Annotated in this window: 23 protein-coding genes and 1 pseudogene; 13 read left to right on the forward strand and 11 right to left on the reverse strand. The window is 65.1% G+C overall.

The window, feature by feature from the left end:
• Positions 1 to 24: 24 nt before the first annotated feature.
• The 3 genes and pseudogenes from GR328_RS23810 to GR328_RS23820 form a co-directional block, all read right to left on the reverse strand.
• Entirely contained in the window at positions 25 to 483 is a 459-nt protein-coding gene (locus GR328_RS23810; protein ID WP_160888155.1) for an NUDIX hydrolase, read from the reverse strand.
• Positions 484 to 526: 43 nt separating this feature from the next.
• Complete coding sequence (locus tag GR328_RS23815; protein ID WP_160888156.1) at positions 527 to 1,027, reverse strand: phasin family protein; 501 nt, start codon at positions 1,025 to 1,027, stop codon at positions 527 to 529.
• Positions 1,028 to 1,081: 54 nt separating this feature from the next.
• Positions 1,082 to 1,444 (reverse strand): annotated as a pseudogene (locus GR328_RS23820) (phasin); the annotation flags it as partial.
• Positions 1,445 to 1,645: 201 nt separating this feature from the next.
• On the opposite strand from GR328_RS23820, the gene GR328_RS23825 reads away from it, so the two are divergent.
• Both GR328_RS23825 and GR328_RS23830 read left to right on the forward strand, forming a co-directional pair.
• Complete coding sequence (locus GR328_RS23825) at positions 1,646 to 4,348, forward strand: PAS domain-containing sensor histidine kinase (RefSeq protein ID WP_160888158.1); 2,703 nt, start codon at positions 1,646 to 1,648, stop codon at positions 4,346 to 4,348.
• A gap of 103 nt (positions 4,349 to 4,451) precedes the next feature.
• Positions 4,452 to 7,175, forward strand: a complete 2,724-nt coding sequence (locus GR328_RS23830; RefSeq protein ID WP_160888159.1) for a bifunctional acetate--CoA ligase family protein/GNAT family N-acetyltransferase — start codon at positions 4,452 to 4,454, stop codon at positions 7,173 to 7,175.
• 148 nt (positions 7,176 to 7,323) lie between these two features.
• On the opposite strand, the gene bfr is transcribed toward GR328_RS23830, so the two are convergent.
• The 7 genes from bfr to GR328_RS23865 form a co-directional block, all read right to left on the reverse strand.
• Positions 7,324 to 7,809 carry a bacterioferritin gene (gene bfr, locus GR328_RS23835; RefSeq protein WP_160888160.1) on the reverse strand — a complete coding sequence of 162 codons (486 nt, stop codon included), beginning with the start codon at positions 7,807 to 7,809 and terminating at the stop codon, positions 7,324 to 7,326.
• A gap of 80 nt (positions 7,810 to 7,889) precedes the next feature.
• Positions 7,890 to 8,147, reverse strand: a complete 258-nt coding sequence (locus tag GR328_RS23840; protein ID WP_160888161.1) for a (2Fe-2S)-binding protein — start codon at positions 8,145 to 8,147, stop codon at positions 7,890 to 7,892.
• Between the two features lie 112 nt (positions 8,148 to 8,259).
• A complete protein-coding gene (locus tag GR328_RS23845) occupies positions 8,260 to 8,829 on the reverse strand; it encodes a putative glycolipid-binding domain-containing protein (protein ID WP_160888162.1) in 570 nt (189 codons plus the stop codon).
• Between the two features lie 66 nt (positions 8,830 to 8,895).
• The gene (locus GR328_RS23850; RefSeq protein ID WP_160888163.1) at positions 8,896 to 9,567 is read right to left on the reverse strand and encodes a LutC/YkgG family protein; all 672 of its coding nucleotides are present in this window, start codon (positions 9,565 to 9,567) and stop codon (positions 8,896 to 8,898) included.
• On the reverse strand, positions 9,564 to 10,997 hold the full coding sequence (locus GR328_RS23855) for a LutB/LldF family L-lactate oxidation iron-sulfur protein (RefSeq protein ID WP_160888164.1): 1,434 nt from the start codon (positions 10,995 to 10,997) through the stop codon (positions 9,564 to 9,566). Before GR328_RS23855 ends, GR328_RS23850 begins: the two co-directional genes overlap by 4 nt.
• On the reverse strand, positions 10,994 to 11,800 hold the full coding sequence (locus tag GR328_RS23860) for a (Fe-S)-binding protein (protein ID WP_160888165.1): 807 nt from the start codon (positions 11,798 to 11,800) through the stop codon (positions 10,994 to 10,996). The genes GR328_RS23855 and GR328_RS23860 overlap by 4 nt, the downstream gene beginning before the upstream one ends.
• Positions 11,797 to 12,186, reverse strand: coding sequence for a c-type cytochrome (locus GR328_RS23865; protein ID WP_160888166.1), 390 nt, complete (start codon positions 12,184 to 12,186; stop codon positions 11,797 to 11,799). Before GR328_RS23865 ends, GR328_RS23860 begins: the two co-directional genes overlap by 4 nt.
• 138 nt (positions 12,187 to 12,324) lie before the next feature.
• Between GR328_RS23865 and GR328_RS23870 the strand changes: the two genes are divergently transcribed.
• The 8 genes from GR328_RS23870 to GR328_RS23905 all read left to right on the forward strand — a co-directional run bounded on the left by GR328_RS23870 (position 12,325) and on the right by GR328_RS23905 (position 20,884).
• The gene (locus GR328_RS23870) at positions 12,325 to 13,758 is read left to right on the forward strand and encodes an FAD-linked oxidase C-terminal domain-containing protein (RefSeq protein ID WP_160888167.1); all 1,434 of its coding nucleotides are present in this window, start codon (positions 12,325 to 12,327) and stop codon (positions 13,756 to 13,758) included.
• A complete protein-coding gene (locus GR328_RS23875) occupies positions 13,755 to 14,942 on the forward strand; it encodes an FAD-binding protein (RefSeq protein ID WP_160888168.1) in 1,188 nt (395 codons plus the stop codon). The genes GR328_RS23870 and GR328_RS23875 overlap by 4 nt, the downstream gene beginning before the upstream one ends.
• Position 14,943: 1 nt before the next feature.
• On the forward strand, positions 14,944 to 15,558 hold the full coding sequence (locus GR328_RS23880; RefSeq protein WP_246216066.1) for a DUF2585 family protein: 615 nt from the start codon (positions 14,944 to 14,946) through the stop codon (positions 15,556 to 15,558).
• A gap of 9 nt (positions 15,559 to 15,567) precedes the next feature.
• Positions 15,568 to 16,923, forward strand: a complete 1,356-nt coding sequence (gene glcF / locus GR328_RS23885; protein ID WP_160888170.1) for a glycolate oxidase subunit GlcF — start codon at positions 15,568 to 15,570, stop codon at positions 16,921 to 16,923.
• Positions 16,924 to 17,085: 162 nt separating this feature from the next.
• A complete protein-coding gene (locus tag GR328_RS23890; protein ID WP_160888171.1) occupies positions 17,086 to 18,534 on the forward strand; it encodes a chromosome partitioning protein ParA in 1,449 nt (482 codons plus the stop codon).
• Between the two features lie 167 nt (positions 18,535 to 18,701).
• Positions 18,702 to 19,553 (forward strand): SDR family NAD(P)-dependent oxidoreductase, encoded by an 852-nt coding sequence (locus GR328_RS23895; protein WP_160888172.1) that lies wholly within the window; start codon positions 18,702 to 18,704, stop codon positions 19,551 to 19,553.
• Complete coding sequence (locus GR328_RS23900) at positions 19,550 to 20,134, forward strand: NUDIX hydrolase (protein ID WP_160888173.1); 585 nt, start codon at positions 19,550 to 19,552, stop codon at positions 20,132 to 20,134. The genes GR328_RS23895 and GR328_RS23900 overlap by 4 nt, the downstream gene beginning before the upstream one ends.
• A gap of 60 nt (positions 20,135 to 20,194) precedes the next feature.
• Positions 20,195 to 20,884, forward strand: a complete 690-nt coding sequence (locus GR328_RS23905) for a DUF2076 domain-containing protein (protein WP_160888174.1) — start codon at positions 20,195 to 20,197, stop codon at positions 20,882 to 20,884.
• A 102-nt stretch (positions 20,885 to 20,986) separates the two neighbouring features.
• Here GR328_RS23905 and GR328_RS23910 read toward each other — a convergent pair whose 3' ends face one another.
• Positions 20,987 to 21,733 (reverse strand): L,D-transpeptidase, encoded by a 747-nt coding sequence (locus GR328_RS23910; protein ID WP_246216067.1) that lies wholly within the window; start codon positions 21,731 to 21,733, stop codon positions 20,987 to 20,989.
• Positions 21,734 to 21,946: 213 nt separating this feature from the next.
• On the opposite strand from GR328_RS23910, the gene GR328_RS23915 reads away from it, so the two are divergent.
• The 3 genes from GR328_RS23915 to GR328_RS23925 all read left to right on the forward strand — a co-directional run.
• Positions 21,947 to 22,792: a DMT family transporter gene (locus tag GR328_RS23915; RefSeq protein ID WP_160888175.1), complete on the forward strand. Its 846-nt coding sequence runs from the start codon at positions 21,947 to 21,949 to the stop codon at positions 22,790 to 22,792.
• 194 nt (positions 22,793 to 22,986) lie between these two features.
• On the forward strand, positions 22,987 to 23,274 hold the full coding sequence (gene groES / locus GR328_RS23920) for a co-chaperone GroES (protein WP_114945189.1): 288 nt from the start codon (positions 22,987 to 22,989) through the stop codon (positions 23,272 to 23,274).
• Positions 23,275 to 23,325: 51 nt separating this feature from the next.
• Positions 23,326 to 23,944, forward strand: a 619-nt coding sequence (locus GR328_RS23925) for a TCP-1/cpn60 chaperonin family protein (protein ID WP_281352100.1), incomplete at its 3' end; no start/stop codon positions are given.

Raw genomic sequence — 23,944 nt, forward strand, 5'->3', positions numbered from 1 at the left:
CTTTTTCTCGGCCTCTCATGCAGCTCAGGTTCGATCCGCGCGCCGGTTCATGGCCTCGGCTCGCCGGGCGATCACGTCCACATCGGCACTCATGGGCAGCACCGCGGGATCGAGGTCGGCGGTAGGAAACCAGCACGCTTCGAGCGCATCGTCGCCGGCGAGGGGAGTGCCGGTAAGCCAACGGCAGCGGACGGCGATCAGAATGTAATGCTGGCGAATGCCGCCATCCCCGGAGGGCACGAGGACGTCGAGGGTGGTGATGATCTCCTGGGCTTCTCCCGCGATGCCTGTCTCCTCCAGGAGTTCCCGGACCGCGGCCTCGGCAATCGTCTCTCCGAAATCGATCTTGCCGCCCGGAAAGCCCCAGAGGCCCGCATCCGGCGGGTTGGCCCTGCGCACGAGAAGCGCCTTCCCTTCGTGAATGACCACGGCGATCACCGCGGGAATAGGGAAGGGAGCATGAAAAAAGGCTTGGCCAGTCATGACCAAGCCTTAACTCATGAGGCAGATTTTCGATAGCGGGCGATCAGCGGGTCTGCCGCAGGAAAGCCGATTGCAGGGGCTCCACGCTCCTGGTCATCCAGCGGGCCGTGGTTTCCGCGACATCTTTCCACTGTGATGAGGCCGCCTGGAAGGCTTGGCGCGCCGCTCCGGTCTGAGCGTTCAAGCTGTCCGGGAGCCTGGGATTCTCGATCGCCGCGCGCCACAGGTCGATCGCCGCATCGCCCTGGGCCTGAAGAGCCTGGATGATCTTCTCATTCACTTCGAGAGCGCCCTTGGCGGAAGCGGCAACCGTTTCGCGCATGGCTTGGCGGATCGCCTCGCCCTGATCGCGGAAGGAGAAGACCAAAGGCTCGCTGTCTTTGGATCGGATCTCGACATCTGCAGAGAGCCTGTCCGCAGGGGCGGGTTCTGCGGCCTGCACGATCTCTGCGCTCCCGGCGGCATGTTCTGCTGCCATTTCGACAAGATCGGGCTTGGGAGCGCTCTTGGCGCTGCGGGTCCTGGTCTTCTTGGCTTCCGTCATCGTGACGTCCTCGCGAAGGTATCTGTGAGAAGGCGCTTACTTCTTCGAGCCGGGCTGCTTCATGGCAGACTGGGCAAGCGAGCCGAATTCTTTCATCTGGGTCTGCATCGCCTCGAACTGGTTGCGCACGAACTCCGCCTGGATCTGCATGGCCTCCTGCACGTCCTTGGCGCGGACCATCCGCTGGGCGAGGTCGAAGGCCGCGGCCAGATTCTGCTCGGCATAGGCGAAGCTCTTGCGGGTGGCATCCTTGGCGCTGGCCTGGACCGTGTTGGCAGAGCCCTCGAAGGTATCGACAGTCTTCTGAGCCGCATTGAGGAAGCCATCGATGGCCTTGCGGGCCTGCTCGACGCTTTTCTCGGCGAAGTCGCGCATTTCAGCCGGAATTTCGTAGTTCTGATTCGGATTCGTTGCCATGGGTCGCTCCTCTTGCCTGGCGTTTGTGCAGTGCAATATCACATTGTGCGGTGCAAAATCAACAGCTATCAGGCCCAGAGTATTAAGGTTACCTCAAAGTAAAAGGATTCAAGAGCCCAAGCCTGCTGCCACCTTGCCAACATTCGTCTAAAACCTCTTCACTAAGGTCATTCTACGTCGGTGCAGGAACGAGACCGCCATATGAACCGGGCTCCTAACCCATACGAGGCGCTGATCGCGCGGCTTGCCGCCGAGTCCGGCTTGAGCCTGATGGCCAAGCTCGGAGCCCCCGTGCTCGTCTGGGATCGCGGCGTCGAAAGGCTCCTGTGGGCTTCGCCTGCCGCTGAGGGATTGGCCGAGGCTCTCGCGGACAGGGCGGGGCGGCTCGTTCCGGGCCTTCGCGCCCGCGAGCGCCTGCGGATCCTGGCCGCAGGCGGCGCCCCTCGCGAAGGCGCACGCCTGGAGCGTCTGCGCCTCAACCCGATGCGCACTTGGCAGCCCGTGCCCTGCGCCTGCCGTCTCGCGGTGCTGGACGACGGGGAAGAGGTTCTCGTGACGGCGCTCCTCGGACCTGTTCCCCAAGGCTTCGAGCGCCCAAGCGAGCCTTCCCTCTCCACAGCGGCGGAAGAGGTCCGCTCCGACATCGCGAACGCGTCCGCGGAACAGGCGTCCATCGGGCGGGAGAGGGCGCGCTCTTCCGTCCGGTTCGTCTGGCAGGCCGATGCCGAGGCCCGGTTCACGCATGTGTCGCCCGCCCTCGCCGAAGCCGTCGGAAGGCGGGCAGGAGACATCGTGGGCCGAACCTGGGACGAACTGACGCGCACTGTCGTATCCGATCCCGAGGGGATTGTTGCACGCAGCTTCGCACAAGGTGAGACGTGGAGCGCGCGGACCGTCTATTGGGCGATGGACGATCAGGCCATGGAGGTTCCCGTCGAGTGGGGCGGCATGCCGGTCTTCGGGCCTGGCCGCGAGCTCCATGGGTTCCGTGGCTTCGGTCTCCTGCGCATGAGCGAAAAGCGGGAGAGGGGCGATCGAGCTCTTCCGGCGGGCGTGGAGACCAAGCCGTACCTGACGGATGCGGCTCTGCCTTTCTCCCCTCCGGAGGATAAGGGCGCACCGCAAGCCGCTTCTCAGGAAGACGAGAGCTGGTTCGCCCACCTGCGTGAACGGGTGGCCGAAGCGATCGGAAGCGCCAAGCCCGTCGAAACGCCATCGGAAACGACCGGGACATCCCAGGCGCAGGATGCCGCCGGGAAGACGCGTCCCGCGCCCGCCTCCAGCCTGTCATCTGCCGAGCGCAACGCTTTTCGCGAGATTGCCCGCGCCTTGGGAGCAAGGCTGGAGGAAAAGAACGCCGAAACGGCCGTGCCTTCAGACGAGGTGGCAGCGGAAGAAGCTGCCCATAAGGGAGCATCGGCCACCGCGCCGGAACAGACTCCGCCTGCCGCTCCGGCGGCATCCGAGAATGCCGACCGGATCCTCGACCGTCTTCCGGTGGGTATTCTCGTTCATCGCGGCGAGAGAATTCTTTTCGCCAATCGCTTCCTGCTCGATATGACCGGCTACGGGACGATCGAACAGGTCATGAGCGAAGGCGGCCTTGTGCAGCTGTTCCGTGGCTCGCCGGCGCTGGACCCGTCGGCAGAGGACGATGCGGGTCTCGCTCTCACGACACGCGACGGTGAGGCTGTTGCCGTCGCCGTGCGCGCGTCCGACGTCGAATGGAGCGGCGAGCCTTCGCAGCTCATGCTGATCCGCCGGTCGTTCAACTCACGCCACGCGCAGGACGGCCGGGTGCAGGAGCTTGAGGCAATCCTCGATACGGCAACCGACGGTGTGGTCCTGTTCGACGAGGCGGGCCGCATCCTCTCCCTCAACCGTTCGGCGGAGGCTCTGTTCGGCTACCACCAGCGGGAGGTGGCGGGCAGCGCCCTCACGGTGCTGCTTGCGCCCGAGAGCCACAGGGAGGTGCTCGACTACCTGGAGGGGCTGCAATCGCCGGGCGTCGCCGGCCTGCTCAACGACGGACGCGAAGTGCTGGGCCGCGAGCGGCAGGGCGGCACCATTCCGCTCTTCATGACCATGGGTCAGGTGGGCGGGGAGGCGAGCCGCAAATTCTGTGCCGTGCTGCGCGACATGACCACCTTCAAGAAGGCGGAGGGCGAACTCGTCGGCGCGAGACGGGCGGCGGAAAAGGCAAGCGCTCAGAAATCCGATCTCCTCGCCAAGATCAGCCATGAGATCCGCACTCCCCTCAACGCCATCATCGGCTTTGCCGAAGTGATGCTGGAGGAGCGTTTCGGCCCCATCGGGAACGAGCGCTACAAGGAATATCTGCGCGACGTTCACGCATCCGGATCGCATGTGATCAGCCTCGTGAACGATCTGCTCGATCTGGCGAAGGTCGAGGCGGGTCGGCTCGAATTGTCCTTCACCGGCGTCAACCTCAACGATCTCGTGTCCTCCTGCGTGACCCTGCTTCAACCGCAGGCCATGCGGGACAGGATCGTCGTGCGCACGAGCTTCGCATCCCGGTTGCCGCTGGTCGTGGCCGATGAGCGCTCCTTGCGCCAAATCGTGCTCAACCTCGTGTCCAACGCCATCAAGTTCACGGATGCGGGCGGGCAGGTAATCGTCTCGACCGCCACGACGGACCGGGGCGAGGTGGCGTTCCGGGTGCGGGACACGGGCATCGGCATGACTCCCGAGGAGGTCGAGGCGGCCCTCGAGCCGTTCCGGCAGATCGCCACCTCCCGCAAGCCCGGCGGGACCGGCCTGGGCCTTCCGCTCACCAAGGCCCTGGTCGAGGCGAACCGGGGCGCCATGAGGATTGCGAGCAACCCGAAGGAGGGCACGCTCGTGGAGGTCATCTTCCCTCCGACCCGGGTGCCTGCGGAGTGACATCCGCATTTCGGCGGATTTGATCCAGGACATTTGACCCCCGGTCTCCGGGCGTTAGCTTTGGGAAACTGCTTCAAGCCGCCCGCGAGACGAAGGATCGCCCATGTCCACCTATCGCCTGGATACGCTGTTCAGTCCCCGATCCGTCGCCGTCGTCGGGGCGAGCCCGCGGCCGGGCTCCCTCGGGCTGACCTTCCTGAGGAACCTGATCCAGGGCGGGTTCGCGGGGGCGCTCTATCCCGTCAATCCGCATCACAGGGAGATCGAGGAAAGGCCATGCTTCGCGTCCGTCGCCAAGCTGCCGGAAACGCCCGATCTCGTCGTCGTCGCGGTGCCGCCCCGCAACGTGCTCGACGTGATCGAGGATGCGGGCCGGAGAGGGGTGGCCGCCGCCATCATCGCCACCACCGGTCTCGGCCATGGCGCGGATTCCCTCTCCGAGCAGGTGAGGCTCGCGGCGAGGCGCTACGGCCTGCGGATCGTCGGGCCGAACTGCATCGGCGTCCTGTCCCCTCGGGCGCGCATGAATGCGAGTTTCGCCGCCCACGACGCCAAGCCGGGAGACCTCGCGCTCATCTCCCAGTCCGGCGCGGTGGCCGTGGGGCTCGTGGAATGGGCCGCGCAGCGGCAGGTCGGCTTTTCCGCCATCGTATCTCTGGGCGACAAGATCGACGTGGATTTCAGCGACTGCCTCGACTTCTTCTCCGCCGATGCCGGCACGCGCGCGATCCTGCTCTACATCGAATCCATCGGGAACGCGAAGAAGTTCATGTCGGCGGCGCGGGCCGCCGCCCGCATCAAGCCCGTGGTGGTCATCAAGGCCGGGCGCCATGCGCAGGGCGCGAAAGCGGCGGCGACGCATACGGGCGCGCTGGCAGGCTCCGATGCCGTGTACGACGCCGCTTTCCGCAGGGCGGGCCTGCTGCGCGTGCTGGATCTCGACCAGCTCTTCGCGGCGGCCGAGACGCTCGGGCGGCAGAAGCCCTTCCCCGGCAACCGCCTTGCGCTGCTCACCAATGGCGGCGGCGTCGGGGTCCTCGCAACGGACCGGCTCATCGACATGGGAGGGACGCTCGCCAGCGTCTCGCCGGCGACGTTCAAGAAGCTGAACGCCATTCTCCCGCCCACATGGTCGCAGAGCAATCCGGTGGACATCATCGGCGATGCGGAACCGGCGCGTTACGCGGGGGCGCTCGAAGCGCTGCTCGACGACCCGGAGAACGATGCGGTCCTCATCCTGAACGTGCCGACCGCCGTCGCGGGCGCGGCCGACGTGGCGAGAACCGTCACCGACGTGGTCAAGCGCCACCGCGCCAAGGGCTTCCAGCAGAAGCCGGTCTTTGCGGCTTGGATCGGAGAGGACCCGGATTCGGCGCGCGTGTTCGAGGCGGCGCGGATTCCGCATTATGCGACCGAAGCCGACGCGGTGCGCGGCTTCATGCAGCTCGTGCGCTATCGCGAGGCGCAGACGGAGCTGATGGAAACGCCCGACAACCTGCCCCACGAGTTCTCGCCGGACCCGGAGGCCGCCCGCGCCATTGTCGCTCGGGTCCTGGCCGAGGATCGCCGCTGGCTCAATCCGCTCGAGGTCGATGCGCTGCTCAGGGCCTACGACATTCCGACCGCGCCCGTGACCCTGGCCAGGACTCCGGACGAGGCGGTCGAAGCCGCGCGGCCCGTCCTTGCCGAGGGCGGGCGGGTGGCGGTGAAAGTGCTCTCGCCGGACATCGTGCACAAATCCGATATCGGCGGCGTGCAGCTCGATCTCTCGACGGAAGAATCGGTGCGCAAGGCCGCGGCCGATATCTTCGAGCGCGCCGCGCGCCTGCGGCCCGGCGCCTCGATCACGGGCGTCATGGTTCAGCCCATGGTGCGCCGGGCCAAGGCGCGCGAGCTGATCGCGGGTCTCGCGGACGATCCGTCCTTCGGCCCCGTCGTGCTGTTCGGACGCGGCGGGACCGCGGTGGAGGTGATCAACGACAGGGCGCTCGCCCTGCCGCCCCTCGATCTGAAGCTCGCGGACGATCTCATCGCACACACCCGCGTGTCGCGGCGCCTCAAGGCCTATCGGGATGTTCCGGCCGCCGACGAACGTGCGATCGCGCTCACCCTCGTGAAGCTCGCGCAGCTGGCCGCCGACGTGCCGGAGGTGCGCGAGCTCGACATCAACCCGCTGCTCGCCGACCACATGGGCGTGATCGCCGTGGACGCGCGCGTCCTCGTGGCGCCCGAGGTGAAGAAGGGAAGCGGACACCCGCGCTTCGCCGTCAGGCCCTATCCGGCGGAGTGGGAGCGCACCGTCACCCTGCGCAACGGACGCAAGGCTTTCGTGCGTCCCGTCAGGCCGGAGGATGAGGAGGAGTTCAGGCGCTTCTTCGAAAAGATCACGCCGGAGGATCTGCGTCTCCGCTTCTTCGCGCCGGTCCGCGATTTCAGCCACACCTTCCTGGCGCGGCTGACGCAGCTCGATTACGCCCGCGCCATCGCCTTCGTGGCCTTCGACGACCAGACCGGGGAGATGATGGGCGCGGTTCGCCTGCATGCGGACGCGAACCACGAGACGGGCGAGTACGGCATTCTCCTGCGCTCCGATCTCAAAGGAATTGGCCTCGGATGGATCCTCATGCGCCTCATGATCGAATGGGCGAAGGCGGAGGGCCTGCACGAAGTCGAAGGGCAGGTTCTGCGCGAGAACACTACGATGCTCGACATGTGCCGCAGCCTCGGTTTCTCCATTCGCATCGATCCCGACGATCCGGAGCTGCGCATCGTGACACTCCCCATCGCCTCCATCCATGAGCCCGGGAAGCTGGCGGATCCCGCCTAGAGCTGTTTCCGTTGACGCGAGGCCGCCCCACATCTCTGGCTTTCCGCATTCTCTGCCGGCGAACCGGATCCCACGTCGCCAAAGAATGCTCTAGACGAGAATGACCCGCTCGAGAGCGGGCCATCCATGCGCCCTGTCAGGATTGAGCTCAGTGATCGCTGTCGAGGCCGCCGATGTGCTTCTGCGCATAAAGCTCGACGCCAACCTGCTCGACGAGGTTGAGCTGGGTCTCGAGGAAGTCGATGTGGCCTTCCTCGTCCGCCATCAGCTCCTCGAAGAGGTTCTTCGACACGCGGTCGCCGATGCTGTCGCAATAGGCGGCCGCCTCGCCGTAGAGGTTGCGGGCGTCGTACTCGGCAGCGAGGTCCGACTCGAGGATCTCCTGGATGTTCTGGCCGATCCGCAGCGGATCGAGCACCTGCAGGTTGGCGAACCCTTCGAGGAAGATGATGCGCTCGATGAAACGGTCCGCGTGGTGCATCTCCTCGATGGATTCCTTGCGCCACGTCTTCGCGAGATCCTTGTATCCCCAATCGTCGAGGAGCCGGTAATGCAGCCAGTACTGGTTGACCGCCGTCAGCTCGCTGCGCAGGCCACGATTGAGATACTCGATAACCTTCGGATCACCCTTCATCCTATCCTCACATCAAAACGGCGACGAAAACGTCTGTCCTTCATTAGAGGATTTATGAACTAGGGTGAAACCCACATTCTTCAAAGATGGGGCTCGGCGGCCACTTTTTCGAGGGAAGCGGGGCAGCAGCCCCGCTGACAGGCGGCTACTGGGGCAGCTCCGGCATCGGCAAGCGCCTTGTCCATGATGTCCCGGATCGTCCGGGCGCAGCGGCCGCAATTGGGACTGCAGCCCAGGCACCGGTAGACCTGCGCGGGCGTGCGCGGGCAGCCCGGCCCCGGCTTGAGGCAGGCCTTCACATCGCCGTCGGAGAGGATGTTGCAGGAGCAGACAATCATCGTTTCTAGTTTAGAATTATTAAAAACTACCTTTGATTTCAAAGGCTTACACGAAACTTCAAGCGGGCGCCATAGCCTTGGCCGCGCTCCAATGCCACAGCGCGAACCGCGCTCAGCGCAGACGCCGGAAAAGCCCCGGATAGTCCATGACGAAACCGTCCTCGTCGACCGGCAGCTCGGCCATGAACCCGCTGTCAGGACTTTCGAACCGGTACAGGGAGCCGGGTTCGAGGGCCGTGTAGCGCTGGGTGCGGGGCGAGATGGTCAGGTCCGGAACGGCGATGTAGCAGAGGCGGAGGTCGGCGGCGGTTCCGGCCTGCCATTCCAGCCGGCGGATCGGCAGGGTGTTGGTCAGCGGCGTCGCCTGGATATCGATGTCGATGCAGCCCTGCAGCTCGGGCCGGGGTTTGCCGTTTTCAATCCAGCTCCCTCGCCCGTTGGTCTCCAGGTCCAGCTCCCGTCCGGACGTGGTCTGGAGATGGACCGCCCTCGTCCGCCAGGTGGAATCCACCCTCAGCCGGTAATGCAGCCCGAAGGCCGCCCCGTTCTCTTGGCCGATCAGGATTCCGGTGATCGTGAGGCCGCCATCGGCGGGGCGTACGTCCGTGTGTTCCAGCCCCGCCTCGCAGCCGTCCCAGGCCGACCAGCGGAGCGTGCGGAAGATCAGAGGGCGAGCAGGCATGGCGGCCTCCAAGCTTGAGCAATGGAGAGAAGAATATGCCAGCCCGCAGCCTTTGCGAGTCCGCTTTTACTCCCGCACCACGATCACGTGCAGCCGCCGGGGGCCGTGGGCGCCGAGCAGCAGGGTCTGCTCGATGTCGCCGGAGCGGGAGGGACCGGTGATCCAGTTCACGGTGCGCGGCATGCCGCCCTTGCCGAAGGCGAAGCGTACTCGGCTCCACACGGATTCGTAATCGCTCGCGATGTCCTTGGCCGAGACCACGATGATGTGGTTGTCGGGCAGGAAGTTGAGAGTGGAGGGGTTCTCCGGCCCCGAGATCATGGCGAGCGTGCCGGTCTCGGCCACGCCGCCGAAGGCATGGCTGACCGCGTTGAGGTCCTGGCCCTCGCTCGGCCCTTGCGAGATCTCCAGCGCCGTCTCGCTCCACGGCATCGCCTTCAGGCGCGGGTCGCCGCCCATGCGCAGGGTCGCCGGAAGGTTGTGATCGCGCAGGAACAGGGCGATGGATTGCGGCACCTCCGCGGGTGTGCCCACCTCCGTCACGGTCGCGAGCGAGGATTCCGCCATCGTCCTGAACAGCGCGATGCGCTCCTCGCCGGAAACCTGCCCGCGGGCGGGGACCACGCCTTTGGGCGCCCGCTCCAGCCGATCCTGCACGATCTGCCTGCGGATGGTCTCGTTGCCCTTCACCCCGAGAGAGCGGCGGATACCGGCTAGAATCTCGTCGCGGGCGCTCATGCGGTTCCTCCTTTGCGTTCGCGCTGCCAGCGCGCCTGGAATGTCTCGCCCTGCGGGGCCGGGAAGTCGCGGTGCTTCGTCCAGCCTTTCGCGAGCGGCAGCCAGGAGAAGCGGCCGCGCCGGCGTCCGGCGAAGCCCAGCGTCGCCATGGCGGCGCGGGTTGCGAGTCGGTAGAGGGCAGGGCGTTTGGCGAAGAAGCTCCAGAGGCTCAGGCCCGATCGGACGGAGGCGGGGGTCAGGTGCCGCTCGAATTCCCGTTCGCGCCAATGGCGCATGAGCTTGGGGAGCGGAATGCGTACGGGGCACACGCTCTCGCAGCGCCCACAGAAGGTGGAGGCGTTGGGCAGGTGACCGGCCTTGTCGACGCCGATGAGCGAGGGCGTGAGCACGGCCCCCATAGGACCGGGATAGACCCAGCCATAGGCGTGGCCGCCCACCGCGTGATAAACCGGACAATGGTTCATGCAGGCGCCGCATCGGATGCACCGCAGCATCTCCTCGAAGCTCGTGCCGAGCATGGCGGAACGCCCGTTGTCGATCAGCACCACGTGATAGTTCTCGGGCCCGTCCGCATCGCCGGAGCGGCGCGGACCCGTCGAGAAGGTAGTGTAGACCGACATTTCCTGACCCGTGGCCGAGCGCGCGAGAACGCGCAGCAGCTGGCTCGCGTCCTCCAGCGTCGGCACCAGCTTCTCGATGGAGGCGAGGACGATGTGCGTCCTCGGCAGGATCTGCGTCAGGTCGCCATTGCCTTCATTGGTGACGATGATCGACGTACCGGTCTCGGCCACCAGGAAGTTCGCACCCGTGATTCCGACATCCGCGGCGAGGAAGCGCTCGCGCAGAACGGCGCGGGCCTCGGTCAGCAACTGCACGGGCTCGGAGAGGTCGCGCTTCGCGTCGAGATGCGTGTGGACGCGGCGGAAATCCTGCTCCACCTGAGTTGCATTCAGATGCACGGCGGGCGCGATGATGTGGCTCGGCAGCTCGTTGCGCAGCTGGATGATATATTCGCCCAGATCCGTCTCGACGGGCTTGATTCCGTTGGCTTCCAGGTAGTGGTTGATCCCGATTTCCTCGGAGATCATCGACTTGCCCTTGGTGACCGTCCTCGCTCCGGCCTCGCGGCAGATGCTCAGGATGATCTCGCGCGCCTCGTCCGCGTTGCGGGCGAAGTGCACATGGCCTCCGGACGCCTTCACCTTCTGCTCGTACGCCTCGAGGTACAGGTCGAGATGTTCGAGCGTGTGGTTCTTGATGTCGCGCGCGGAATCCCGCAGGGCCTCGAATTCCGGGAGCTTGTCGGCCGCGGCCTGTCGTTTGTCGATGAAGCCCTGCTTCACGTTGTTCAGCGCTTTCTGCAGCTGGGGGTCGTGAAGCGCGCGGGCGGCGTTCTGCTTGAACTGGGGTGACGTGGTGTGAACGGTCATGGTTGATCTTGCTTGAGCGCCGCCTCTCTGGGGAGGCCGATAGCCGGCTCGTCGGTCATGTTGGCGAGAACCTCGGCCACATGCCGCACCTGGACGGGCTTTCCGCCGCGGCTGAGCTTGCCCGCCATGTTCATGAGGCAGCCGAGATCGCCCGCAAGCAGGGTCGGCGCGCCCGCGGCTTCCACGTTCCTGGCCTTGGCGTCCACGATGGAGCCGGAGATGTCGCTGTACTTGACCGCGAAGGTTCCGCCGAAGCCGCAGCACACGTCGCTGTCGTTCATCTCGACCAGGGTGAGGCCCCTCACGCTCGACAGGAGCAGGCGGGGCTGTGTCCTCACGCCCAGCTCCCGGAGGCCTGAGCAGGAATCGTGATAGGTCACGGCACCATGATAGGTCGCGTCGACCTGCGTGACGCCGAGCACATCGACGAGGAAGCTCGTCAGTTCGAAGGTCTTGGCCGCGAGGGCGCTCGCCTTCGCGCGCCAGTTCGGATCCTCCTCGAACAGCTCCGGATAATGTTTCCGAATCATCCCGGCGCAGGAGCCGGAGGGAGAGACCACATAGTCAAATTCCTGGAAGGTCTCGATAATCCGCATGGCCAGGTCCCGGGTGGTGCCCCGGTCGCCCGAGTTGTAGGCGGGCTGGCCGCAGCAGGTCTGGACGGGGGCCTCGACGGTGCAGCCCGCATCCTCCAGGAGCTTGACGGCCGCGAAGCCCACGGACGGACGCATCAGATCGACCAGGCAGGTCACGAAAAGGCCGACCCGGGGCTTCCCGGATCGGCTGGAGGCCAGGACGCTCATTGAGTGACCTTTTGCCCCTGGGCATCGAACTGCTTGAGGTAGGCGATGAGGTCGGCGATGCGCTTCTCGTCCTTGAGGCCCGCATAGATCATCTTGGTGCCGGGAATCTTGGCCTTAGGGTTCTTGATGTATTCGGCGAAGGTCGCCTCGTCCCAGGTCAGGCCGGAATTCTTGTTGGCCGGCGAATAGTTGTAGCCCTCGACAGTGCCGGCCTTCCGGCCGATCAGCCCGTTCAGGTGAGGCCCTACGGCGTTCTTGGCGGTCGGACCGACCTGGTGGCAGGCGCGGCACTGGGCGAACACCTTTTCGCCGGCCGCGGCATCCTGAGCCTGGGCTTGAGCAATCCCCACGAGCAGGATAGCAGCAGAGAGAACCAGGGAACGCATCAGAAACTCCTTTATCTGGATGAAGCTCCACCTTAGAGGGGCTCTACATTATTGGAAAATTCCTTGAAGGCCAGCTACCTTGTCCAGAAAGGCAGCCATGCCGCGCAAGCAATTGGAAGAACACCCAGGGAGGGTGTCATGACCATCGCATTCCCCACACCGGACGAGGCCGTTCTGGCCCGCCGCAAGGAGATCATCGAGGGGTTGGCGCGACTTGTCGCGTCGGAGGCTCTCATCGTTTCCGAGGACGAGCGCCGGGCCTTCGAGACCGACGGTCTCACCGCCTATCGCCAGATACCCCTGGCCGTGGTGCTGCCCTCCACGACGCAGGAAGTGTCGGCCGTCATGAAATTCTGTCACGAGCACGGGGTGAAGGTGGTGCCGCGCGGGGCAGGGACCTCCCTGTGCGGCGGGGCGATTCCCCAGCCGGATGCCATCGTCCTCGGCGTCGCTAAGATGAACCGGGTGCTCGACATCAATTTCGAAGGCCGCACGGCCAGGGTCCAGTCGGGCATCACCAATCTCGGAATCAGCCAGGCGGTCGCGCACGAGGGCTTCTTCTACGCTCCCGACCCGTCGAGCCAGCTGGCCTGCACGATTGCGGGCAACATCGCCATGAATTCCGGCGGTGCGCATTGCCTGAAATACGGTGTGACCACCAACAACCTGCTCGGCGTCACCATGGTGATGCTCGACGGCACGGTGGTGGAGATCGGCGGCGAGCATCTCGACAGCTCAGGCTACGACCTGCTCGGTCTCGTCTGCGGCTCGGAGGGGCAGCTCGGCGTCGTCACCGAGGCGGTGGTTCGCATCCTTCGCGCGGCCGAGGGGGCCCGTCCCGCGCTCTTCGGCTTCGAGAGGGCGGAGGACGCGGGCGCCTGCGTCGCGGCGATCATCGGCGCAGGCATCATCCCGGTGGCGCTCGAATACATGGACAAGCCCGCCATCCAGATCTGCGAAGCCTTCGCCCATGCGGGCTATCCGCTCGACGTGGAGGCCATGCTCATCGTGGAGCTCGAGGGCTCCGATCAGGAGATCGACGACATGCTCCGGCGCATCGTCGCGATTGCGGAACCCTTCAGGCCGAAGACCATGAAGGTCTCTCAGTCGGAGGCCGAGAGCGCCGCGATCTGGAAGGGCCGCAAGTCGGCCTTCGGTGCCACGGGCCGTGTAGCGGACTACATCTGCATGGACGGCACGATCCCCACGGGCCAGTTGCCCTATGTGCTCAAGCGCATCGACGAGATCGTGAGGTCCTACGGTCTCGGCGTCGCCAACGTGTTCCATGCGGGCGACGGCAACCTGCATCCGCTCGTCATGTTCAACACGAACGTCCCCGGCGAGATGGAGAAGGCGGAGAAGGCAGGCGAGGATATTCTCCGGCTCTGCGTGGAGGTCGGCGGCTGCCTGACGGGCGAGCATGGCGTCGGCATCGAGAAGCGCGATCTCATGACCTGCCAGTTCAACGAGGCCGACCTCGCGCAGCAGATGCGCGTGCGCGGCGTGTTCGATCCCCGCTGGCTTCTCAACCCTGCCAAAGTGTTTCCCCTGGAAGGAAGGCTCGCTGCGTGACCACCCATCTTCCCCGTGACGAGCAGGACGCCTCCGCGATCATCCGTGACGCCTCCGAGAAGGGCGTCCTGCTCAGCCTCTCCGGCCAGAACACGAAAGCCGAGATGGGTCGTCCCAATCAGACGGATGCGTCAATTTCATCGGTCGCGCTGACGGGCATCACGCTCTACGAGCCCGCGGAGATGGTGATTTCCGCGAAGAGCGGCACACCCGTTTCCGAAGTCATGCGCACCCTTGCCGAGAAAGGGCAGGAGCTCCCCTTCGAGCCGATGGATTACCGTCCGCTCCTTGGAACGAAGGCGGAGCCCACCATCGGGTCGGTGGCGGCCATGAATCTCTCCGGCCCGCGCCGCATCACGGCGGGAGCGGCGCGCGACAGCCTCATCGGCGTGCGCTTCGTCAACGGCCGCGGCGAGGCGGTGAAATCGGGCGGACGCGTGATGAAGAACGTCACCGGCCTCGATCTCGTAAAGCTCATGGCCGGCTCCTGGGGAACGCTCGGATTCATCACGGAGGTGACGTTCAAGGTGCTCCCCAAACAGGAGCGCATGGTGACGCTCGTGCTGCGCGGCCTCAAGGACGACCGGGCCGTCGAGGCGCTCTCGCAGGCGCTCGGCTCACCCTACGATGTCACGGGCGCGGCGCATATCCCGGCGCGCAATCGGCAGGGGGCGAGCACACTGATCCGTCTCGAAGGCTTCTCCGTCTCGGTCGATTACCGTCTCGGCGAGTTGCGCCGCCTGCTCAAGCCCTTCGGCGGCTCCACGGACATCCTGGAGGGCAGGGGGGCGGAGGCCGTCTGGCAGTCGCTGCGTGATGCGACCCTGCTCACCGACAGCGCCGATCGCGCGATCTGGCGTGTCTCGACGGCGCCCACGAAGGGAGCAGAATTCACGAAGCGCGTCACTCAGGCGCTCGATGCGCAATGGTTCTACGATTGGGGTGGCGGACTCATCTGGATCTCGGCGCCGGTCGATGGCGACGCGGGCGCTTCCGTCCTGCGCGAGACGACCCAGGCGCTCGGAGGGCATGCGACGCTCGTACGCGCACCGGCCGAGACCCGCTCCGCTGTCGATGTGTTCGAGCCGCAGAGCGATACGCTGATGACGCTCACGAAAGGGATCAAAGCTTCCTTTGATCCCGCGGGGATTCTCAATCCGGGCCGGATGTATGCGGGCGTCTGAAATGTCCGGTGCGGCTGCGATGGTTCGCGTTGCCGACTGGAGCGGCGTGAGGCCCGCCGTCTACGCCGTTCTGGCTCTCGCGCTCGTCGCGGTCACCGCCGTGACCCTGCTCGCCATGGGCCGCACGCCGATCTGCACATGCGGGATGGTGGAGCTGTGGCATGGCATGGTGCGCGATCCCGGCAACTCGCAGCACCTGACGGATTGGTACACCTCGTCGCATGTGATCCACGGCTTCCTGTTCTACTTAGGCACGTGGATCGTCGGTTCCTTGCGCGGAACGCCGCTTCCGTTCGGAGCGGCGCTGCTGCTCGCCATCGGCATGGAGGCTGCGTGGGAAATTCTCGAGAACACCGATATGGTGATCGAGCGCTACCGTGCGACGAATATCGCCCTCGACTATTACGGTGACAGCGTCATCAACTCGGTGTCGGATGTGCTTTTCATGATCCTGGGCTTCTTCCTGGCCCGATCCTTCCCGGTCTGGCTGACGGTTATGGCGGCCGTGCTGATGGAGGTGTTCGTGGGGTACTGGATCCATGACAATCTCGCCCTCAATATCATCATGCTGATCTACCCAGTCGAGGCCATCGACCAGTGGCAATCGGCGATCTGAGACAAAGCGATGCAAACCAATTTTACGCCCGAGCAGCTCCAGGATTCCGCGATGGCCTCTTCGGAGAAGATCCTCCGGACCTGCGTTCATTGCGGCTTCTGCACGGCGACCTGTCCGACCTACCTGCTTCTCGGCGACGAGCTCGATTCTCCGCGCGGGCGCATCTATCTCATCAAGGACATGCTGGAGAGCGGCAAGCCCGCCTCCCCGGAGGTGGTGAAGCATATCGACCGCTGCCTGTCGTGCCTGTCCTGCATGACCACATGTCCGTCGGGCGTGCACTACATGCATCTCGTCGATCATGCCCGCGCCTATATCGAGGCGACCTATACGAGGCCCGGACATGACCGGTTCCTGCGCGGGCTGCTCGCGCGCATCCTGCCTTATCCGAACCGGTTCCGCCTCGCCATCGGTGCGGCCCTGCTCGCGAAACCCTTCAAGGGGCTGATCGGTGCGCTGCCTCTCCTGGGCAAACGGCTGCAGGCGATGATCGAACTCGCCCCCGCCGGGATGCCGGCCCGCTCGCCCTTAAGCCAGCCGGGCACGTTCAAGCCGGAAGGCGAGCGCCGCGGCCGGGTGGCCATCCTCTCCGGCTGCGCCCAGCCGGTTCTCAAGCCCGGGTTCAACGAGGCCGCCATCCGCCTGCTCACCCGGCATGGCGTCGAGGTCGTCCAGCCGAAGGGGGAGGGCTGCTGCGGTGCGCTCGTCCATCACATGGGACGCGAGGAGCAGGGGCACGAATTCGCCAGGCGCAACATCGACGCCTGGATCGCCGAGATGGACGGAGAGGGCCTGGATGCCATCATCATCACCGCCTCCGGCTGCGGCACCACGATCAAGGATTACGGCTTCATGTTCCGGGACGATCCGGCCTATGCCGAGAAGGCGGCCCGGGTCTCGGCCATCGCCAAGGACATCACCGAATACGCCATGTCCCTCGACCTCGCGGAGCCGGTGCGGGAGACCGACCTCGTCGTCGCCTATCACTCCGCCTGTTCCATGCAGCACGGCCAGGCCATCCGCACCGAGCCCAAGACCCTGCTGAAGAAAGCGGGCTTCACGGTGAAGGACGTTCCGGAAGGTCACATCTGCTGCGGCTCGGCGGGCACCTACAACCTGCTCCAGCCCGAGATCGCGACACAGCTGAGAGCCCGGAAGGTGGCCAATATCGAGCGCACGAAGCCCGACCTGATCGCGACCGGCAACATCGGCTGCATGACCCAGATCGGCAAGGGAACGGAAATCCCGATCGTCCACACGGTCGAACTTCTGGATTGGGCGACCGGCGGGCCAATGCCGGAAGCCCTTGAAAAGGCAGGGTTCCAGGAGCGCCTGTCGCAGCCCGCACCCATCGCGGCCGAGTGAGGACGCCACTGCGATAGAAATGAAATTTCGTTTCCAATCGAGGTGACTCTGGGTTAAAAGGTGCCGAAGTGTGACAAGCAGGCGTGAAGGGGCGGCACCATGTCTTCGGGTTGGACGTCTTTCAGGAACCGTTTTGGCAGCAGAAAGCCGCACGACGACGGGATGAGCGCTCTGCCTAGCCAGGGTGACGGTGCGGGATCGATGACCTCGGCTGCCGTGCCGCAGGAGAGGCCCGAGCCCGTCAACGTCCGCCCCAACGGGTTTCTCGATTCCGTGGGGCAGAAGAACGAGCTGATCCGCGTCCGCTTCGCCAACATGATCGACCGGCTGGAGGAGATCCGCAGCCTCAAGGAGGATTTCGCCCTTCTGAGCGAGCCGGTGAACGATCTCATCCGCAGCTATCCCCAGCTGCAGTCGCGCCTTCTTGAGACGGAGGCCGTGCTCAGGCAGGAGACCGAGACCACCGCCTCGCTCCGCCGTGAACTGCACGATCTGAGCACGGCCCATGCCCGCATCACGGACGATCTGGCCGCGACGGTCTCCCAGCTGCGCAAGGCCGAGTCGAAGACCCGCGAGCAGGAATCCCACATCGAGGATCTGCGCCTGAGCGTGAAGGACAAGGAGGCGATGGTCGGCGACCTCGAGAACCAGCTCGCCATCGAGACGGAGCGCGCCCGCAACATCACGGAGGAGAACCAAGCCCTGCGCCTGGAAGCGCAGGAGGCCGACCAGACCGTCGCCCGCGCCGAGCGCGAACTCATCGAGACCCGCGAGCGCAACGGCCTTCTCGACCACGAGGTGAAGCGCCTGCAGAAGGTGGCGGAGGAGCAGAACTACCGCCTCTCCAGCCTTACGAACCGCTATGGCGAGCTGGAAACGCAGCTCGAGGCTACCCGCCAGCGCGCCTCGGAACTGGAGACCAGGCTCATGGCCGAGCAGGTGCTGCGCCAGCGCCTCGAGACGCAGCTGGATTCGGAGCGCTCCTCGCATCAGACCGACTTGTCGGCGCTCGACATGAAGATCGAGGGTCTCAACTCGCGCCTCGCCGCCACCGACAAGATCCTGGCCCATACCCGCGACCAGCTGCGCGACAAGAACGAGGCGCTTCGCGGCGTCGAGCGGAGCCTCAAGGAGACCACCATCGAGAAGAACACCCTCGACCGCCGTCTGGAGGCGACCCAGCAGGAGGTCGAACGTCAGGTGGCCATGGTCAACGAGCTTCAGCGCTCACGCATCGAGCTGCAGGAGCGTGTCGAGATGCTCAACAAGGCTATTGCCGCCAAGGACTTCCAGGTCGAGAGTTCCGACAACAAGCTGGCGAGCCTCACCGAGCGCATCGATCAGCTCACCAAGCGCTTTGAGCAGGAGCGCGGCACGCTGGAGGCTGCCAATCGCCGCCTCACGGAAGAGCTGCAGAACGAGAAGGCCGAGCGCTCGCTCGTGCAGGGAGCGCTCGAAATTGCCCGTGAGAGCCGCATCAAGATCCAGAAGAAGTACATCGCGCTTCGGAAAAAAACCCGTCTCGACTCGCAGGAGGACGACTCCGGCCATCTCGACGAGGAGGAGGTCGAGACGAATGTCCATCCCCTGAAATCGGCGGACGGCGAATAGGCGGCGTGAAGAAGCCCCCGCCGGTGCGGGGCTTTCCGGTCCCGCCAGCGATAAGCCCTTGTGCGGGCGCTTGCGCGATTTGAAATTCCTCTTGTCTCGCCTCATCTCCCTGAAGCTCGGCACCGCTGCCGAAGCGCAGGCATGACATGCGAGAAGGATTGAGAACGATGGCCCAACACCCCGCAATCGCGCCGAACCGTGCCGCGGTGATCACCGGAGCGGCAAGCGGCATCGGCCTTGCCGCAGCCAAGCGGTTCGCGGAGCTCGGCATGAGGGTCTGCCTCGCCGATCTTCCCGGCGAGGCGCTCGATCGTGCCGCCGGGGAGGTGTCCGGGATCGGCGGCTCGCGGAACGTCCTCGCCGTTCCCACCGATGTCGGCCGCCGTCAGGACATGGAGAGGCTGAGGGACGAGGTCACGGCAGCCTTCGGCGAAGTGGCCGTGCTGATGAACAATGCGGGCACGGAAGGCGGAGGGCAGCTCCTCGGGGACCCTCAGCGCTGGCAGGCGATTCTCCAGACCAATCTCTGGGGCGTCATTCACGGAGTGCAGGTGTTCGCTCCCGCCATGGCCGAGCAGGGCACGCCCTGCGCCATCATCAATACGGGTTCGAAACAGGGCATCACCACCCCGCCGGGAGATACGGCCTACAATGTCTCCAAGGCCGGCGTGAAGGTGGTGACGGAGGCGCTGGCCCATGAGCTGCGCAGCAAGCCGGACTGCAAGGTGACGGCGCACCTCCTCATCCCGGGCTTCGTCTTCACCGGCTTCACGCGGGCAAGGGGCGTCATGGAGAAGCCGGTCGGTGCCTGGAGCCCGGAACAGGTGATCGACTTCCTGTTGCCGGCCCTTGAACGGGGTGATTTCTACGTGCTTTGCCCGGACAACGAGACGACGCGCCCGATGGACGAAAAGCGCATCCGGTGGGCCGCCGAGGACATCATCGAGAACCGTCCCGCCCTGTCCCGGTGGCATCCCGATTTCAAGGATGCGTTCGCAAGGGTGATGGAGGAGAAATGAGCGGCGCGTTCGATCCTTCGGCCTTCCGCGCCCGGATATGCTCGCTCCTCGACCGGCATGACCGCGCCTTCGGCGGCGCTGGAGAACGGCATGTCGTTCTCCGCCGGCAGATCCAGAACGGCGATGCCATTCACAGCCGTTCCACGTTCCCCGGCCATGTCACCACATCGGCTTTCATCCTCGATCCGGCAGGCCAGCGCGTCGTACTGATCCATCACCGCTCCCTGGCCCGGTGGCTGCAGCCGGGCGGGCATTACGAGGCGCCCGAAAGTCTGGAGGACGCCGCCCTGCGGGAAGCCTTCGAGGAGACGGGGGTGCGGGGGCTGATGCTCGATCCCTGGCACGACCAAGCCGGCCTGCCGATCGACGTCGACAGTCATCTCATTCCCGCTCGTCCCCAAAAAGGAGAGCCGGAGCACTGGCATCACGACATTCGCTACGTCCTGCGGGCGGAGGAGGGCGGCCTTGATCCTGATCCGTCCGAGGTGCACGGCGCGGAATGGCGTGCCGTGGCGGAGCTGGACGCGATCGCGCCCGAGGCCCTGCGGAATATGCGCAAGCTCGGCCTTGTCCGCCCCTGAGAAAACCCGTGGGAGCGCTTACATGAGGATTTCATGGTCCATGCGCGAAGGAGATCTGCCATGAACGATCAGGAACGTGAGGTCATTGCCGACATTTTCAGGCGGCTCGAACAGGTGGCGAACCAGCCGCGCGATCCGGAGGCCGAGCGCTTCATCGCCGAAAAGCTGCGCCAGCAGCCTTATGCGCCCTATGCCATGGCGCAGGCCATCTTCGTTCAGGAGCAGGCTCTCGCGAGGCTTCAGGCCGAGAACGAGCAATTGCGCGCCGAACTCGATCACGTCAGCCGCCAGCCGCAGCAGGGCGGCTTCCTGTCCAGCATCTTCGGCGGAGGCGCCCGCCCGCCGGGGCCGAGCTACAATACGCCTCCCGCGCGCCGCGCCTCTCCCTGGGGAGCGCCGCAGCCGACGCATCAGCAGGCTCATGGCGCGCCGTCTCAGGCGCAGGGGCCCTGGGGTGGCGGCATGATGCAATCGCGCGGCGGATTTCTGCAGACGGCGCTCTCGACCGCGGCGGGCGTTGCCGGCGGCATGATGATCGCCAACGCTCTGTCGCATGCCTTTGGCGATGATGGGCCCGGCGACGGGAATCCGGCTGCCGACCCGTCGGCTATCGCCGATCTCGGCAACGACCAGGACGGAAACACGGATTTGGCCGGCGTCACGGATTCGCTTCACGAGAACCCGGATCAGAACCGCGACGACTTCTCCGATTTCGGCGGTGATGCCGGAGACGATGGCGACTGGGTCTGAGCGCGTCGCCTCACATGCTTCGCGTGTCTTTGTGGCGATGGCCCGTTGAGAACGTAGATGGCCGGGACAAGCCCGGCCATGACGATCGCTGAGAGGATGCGCTTAGATCACGATGACGCGCGTTCCGACCTTCACGCGATTGTAGAGATCGACCACGTCCTCGTTCAGCATGCGGATGCAGCCGGAGGAAACGGCCTGGCCGATAGTGTGCGGCTCGTTCGTGCCGTGAATGCGGTAGAGCGACGATCCGAGATAAAGCGCGCGCGCTCCGAGCGGATTGTCCGGGCCGCCTTTCATGTAGCGCGGCAGGTCGGGACGTCGCTTGAGCATCTCCGCCGGCGGACGCCAATCGGGCCACTCGCGCTTCATCGAGACCGTCTTGCGGCCAGACCATTCGAAGCCGGGGCGGCCGACGCCGATGCCATAGCGGATTGCCCGCCCGCCCGGCTGGACCAGATAGAGGAACTTGTCGTTCGTATCGACGACGATTGTGCCCGGCTTCTCGTTGCCGCGATAGGACACGATCTGCCGCCGGAACTGCGGAGCGATGGCGTAATCGATGCTGTTGTCGTATCCGGGTTCCTCATAGGTCTGCGGCAGGGTCGCCACCTGGGTGCCGGGACGGACGTAGCCACGCGCGGAAGGATAGGATTGACGCGTCGCCGGACGCGTCACGAACGGGTAATCCTCACGATAGCCGTCCTGTGTACGAGCGTATGGATAGTTGTATTCAGGCGCGATGTATGTATTGCCATAGTAAGAGCCGCCTCCATAGATGGGCTGAGCCGATCCGGCAGATGGCATAAGGGCGAAGAGAAGCATCGCGGAGCAAGGAATCCAAGCGCGCATTGAAGTATCCCGTCTTTCGTTGTTGTGATCAATAAACGGAAAGCGCGGCTTTTGTTTCCATCGAGCTGTTTCGACTTGTGCGCCGGCATCCGCTCGGCTTTCCTGTCGACAGCAGGAAACGGAGGATGAAGCGGCAAGTAAATTGCTGTAAGAGCTTCATTCTTCTGCGTAGGCCTCATCCTGGAGGCCTTGCGCTCACATCGTCGTGATTTCATGCAATACGCTCCGGCCCTGCGGGCTGCCGCGGGTATCGCGGTTCTCTCCATCATGGACGCGGTCATCAAAGGGATGTCCGCGTACTATCCCACTTTCCAGGTTGCCTTCCTGCGCTTCGCCTGCGGGACCGTCATCGCCACGGGCGTAGTGGCGATCCTGCGCCCGGGATGGCCGAGCCGGGAGACGGTGCAGGCAAACCTGGTGCGTTCCGTCATCGCGGTGGTGACGGCCGTCAGCTTCTTCTATGCCCTGGGCCAGCTGCCCCTGGCCGAGACTCTCATCCTTTCGTTCCTTGCGCCCATGTTCATCGCGCTCTTCGGGATGCTCCTGCTGAAGGAGCGGGTCGATCCGAGGATCGTTGCGGCCATCGCCATCGGTTTCAGCGGCACTCTCGTCGTCGTCCTGGGGCAGACGGAGGAGGCCTCCGCAAGCCGCTCCTGGCTCGGAGTCGGCGCAGCCCTCCTGTCGGCCGTCACCTACGCCTTGAGCCTCGTGCTCCTGCGCCAGCGGGCTCTGCGGGACAAGTTCCTGCACATCGTCTACTTCCAGAATATCGGCCCCGCCGTCCTCGTCATGCCCTTCGGCCTGTGGGCTTGGCAGCCCTTGAACCTCATGCACCTGGCCTGGTTCATGCTGATGGGCGTTCTCGGGGTCATCGGCCATGTCCTCATGGCGACGGCTTATGCCAAAGCGGAAGCGGCCCGGCTCGCCCCTCTGGAATACACCGCCCTCATCTGGGCCGTTCTGATCGGCTATGGGGTTTTCGGCGAGATCCCCACCTGGGCCACATTAGGGGGAGGTCTCCTCATCGTCACCGCGGCATTGCTCACCAGCAGGCGCTAGGACCGCCCGGCGCGGAGGGGTACAGCATCCGCGTCTCGGAATCGAGACAATGTTCCATAATGGCGGCGCCTTGACTCCGCCTCGGCATCTCCTTATTTCGCATCAACCGTTAGCACTCAATGACCGACAGTGCTAACAGGGGAAGACCAGCGCGCGGCCATCGGGGCCGCGTTAACAGTCAAAGGGGAAGTTCCATGAAGTTCCGTCCGCTGCACGACCGCGTTGTCGTCCGCCGCATCGAGGCCGAAGAGAAGACGGCCGGCGGCATCATTATCCCGGACACGGCCAAGGAAAAGCCGCAGGAGGGCGAAGTCGTCGCCGTCGGCCCGGGCGCCCGCGATGAGAACGGCAAGGTCGCTGCTCTCGACGTGAAGGCCGGCGACCGCGTGCTGTTCGGCAAGTGGTCCGGCACCGAGGTGCGGATCGACGGTCAGGACCTCCTGATCATGAAGGAATCCGACATCATGGGCATCGTCGGCTAACCGGCCGGACGACCCGATACCCGATTTCCAATTTAACTGGAGGCAAAGCCCATGGCTGCCAAAGACGTTAAGTTTTCTTCCGAAGCCCGCGAGAAGATGCTGCGCGGCGTCGACATCCTCGCCGATGCGGTGAAGGTGACCCTCGGCCCGAAGGGCCGCAACGTGGTGATCGAGAAGAGCTTCGGCGCCCCGCGCATCACCAAGGACGGCGTGTCGGTCGCCAAGGAGATCGAGCTCGCCGACAAGTTCGAGAACATGGGCGCCCAGATGGTGCGCGAAGTGGCCTCGAAGACCAACGACGTCGCCGGTGACGGCACCACCACCGCGACCGTGCTCGCCCAGGCCATCGTGCGCGAGGGCGCCAAGGCCGTGGCCGCCGGCATGAACCCCATGGACCTCAAGCGCGGTATCGATCTCGCCACCGCAGAGGCCATCAAGGACATCCAGGCCCGCGCCAAGAAGGTGAAGTCCTCCGACGAGGTGGCCCAGGTCGGCACGATCTCGGCCAACGGCGACAAGGACATCGGCGAGATGATCGCCCATGCCATGCAGAAGGTCGGCAACGAGGGCGTGATCACCGTCGAGGAAGCCAAGACCGCCGAGACCGAACTCGACGTGGTCGAGGGCATGCAGTTCGACCGCGGCTATCTCTCGCCCTACTTCATCACCA

The sequence above is a fragment of the Microvirga makkahensis genome (genome assembly GCF_009830105.1).
GTDB classification, from domain to species: Bacteria; Pseudomonadota; Alphaproteobacteria; order Rhizobiales; family Beijerinckiaceae; genus Microvirga; species Microvirga makkahensis.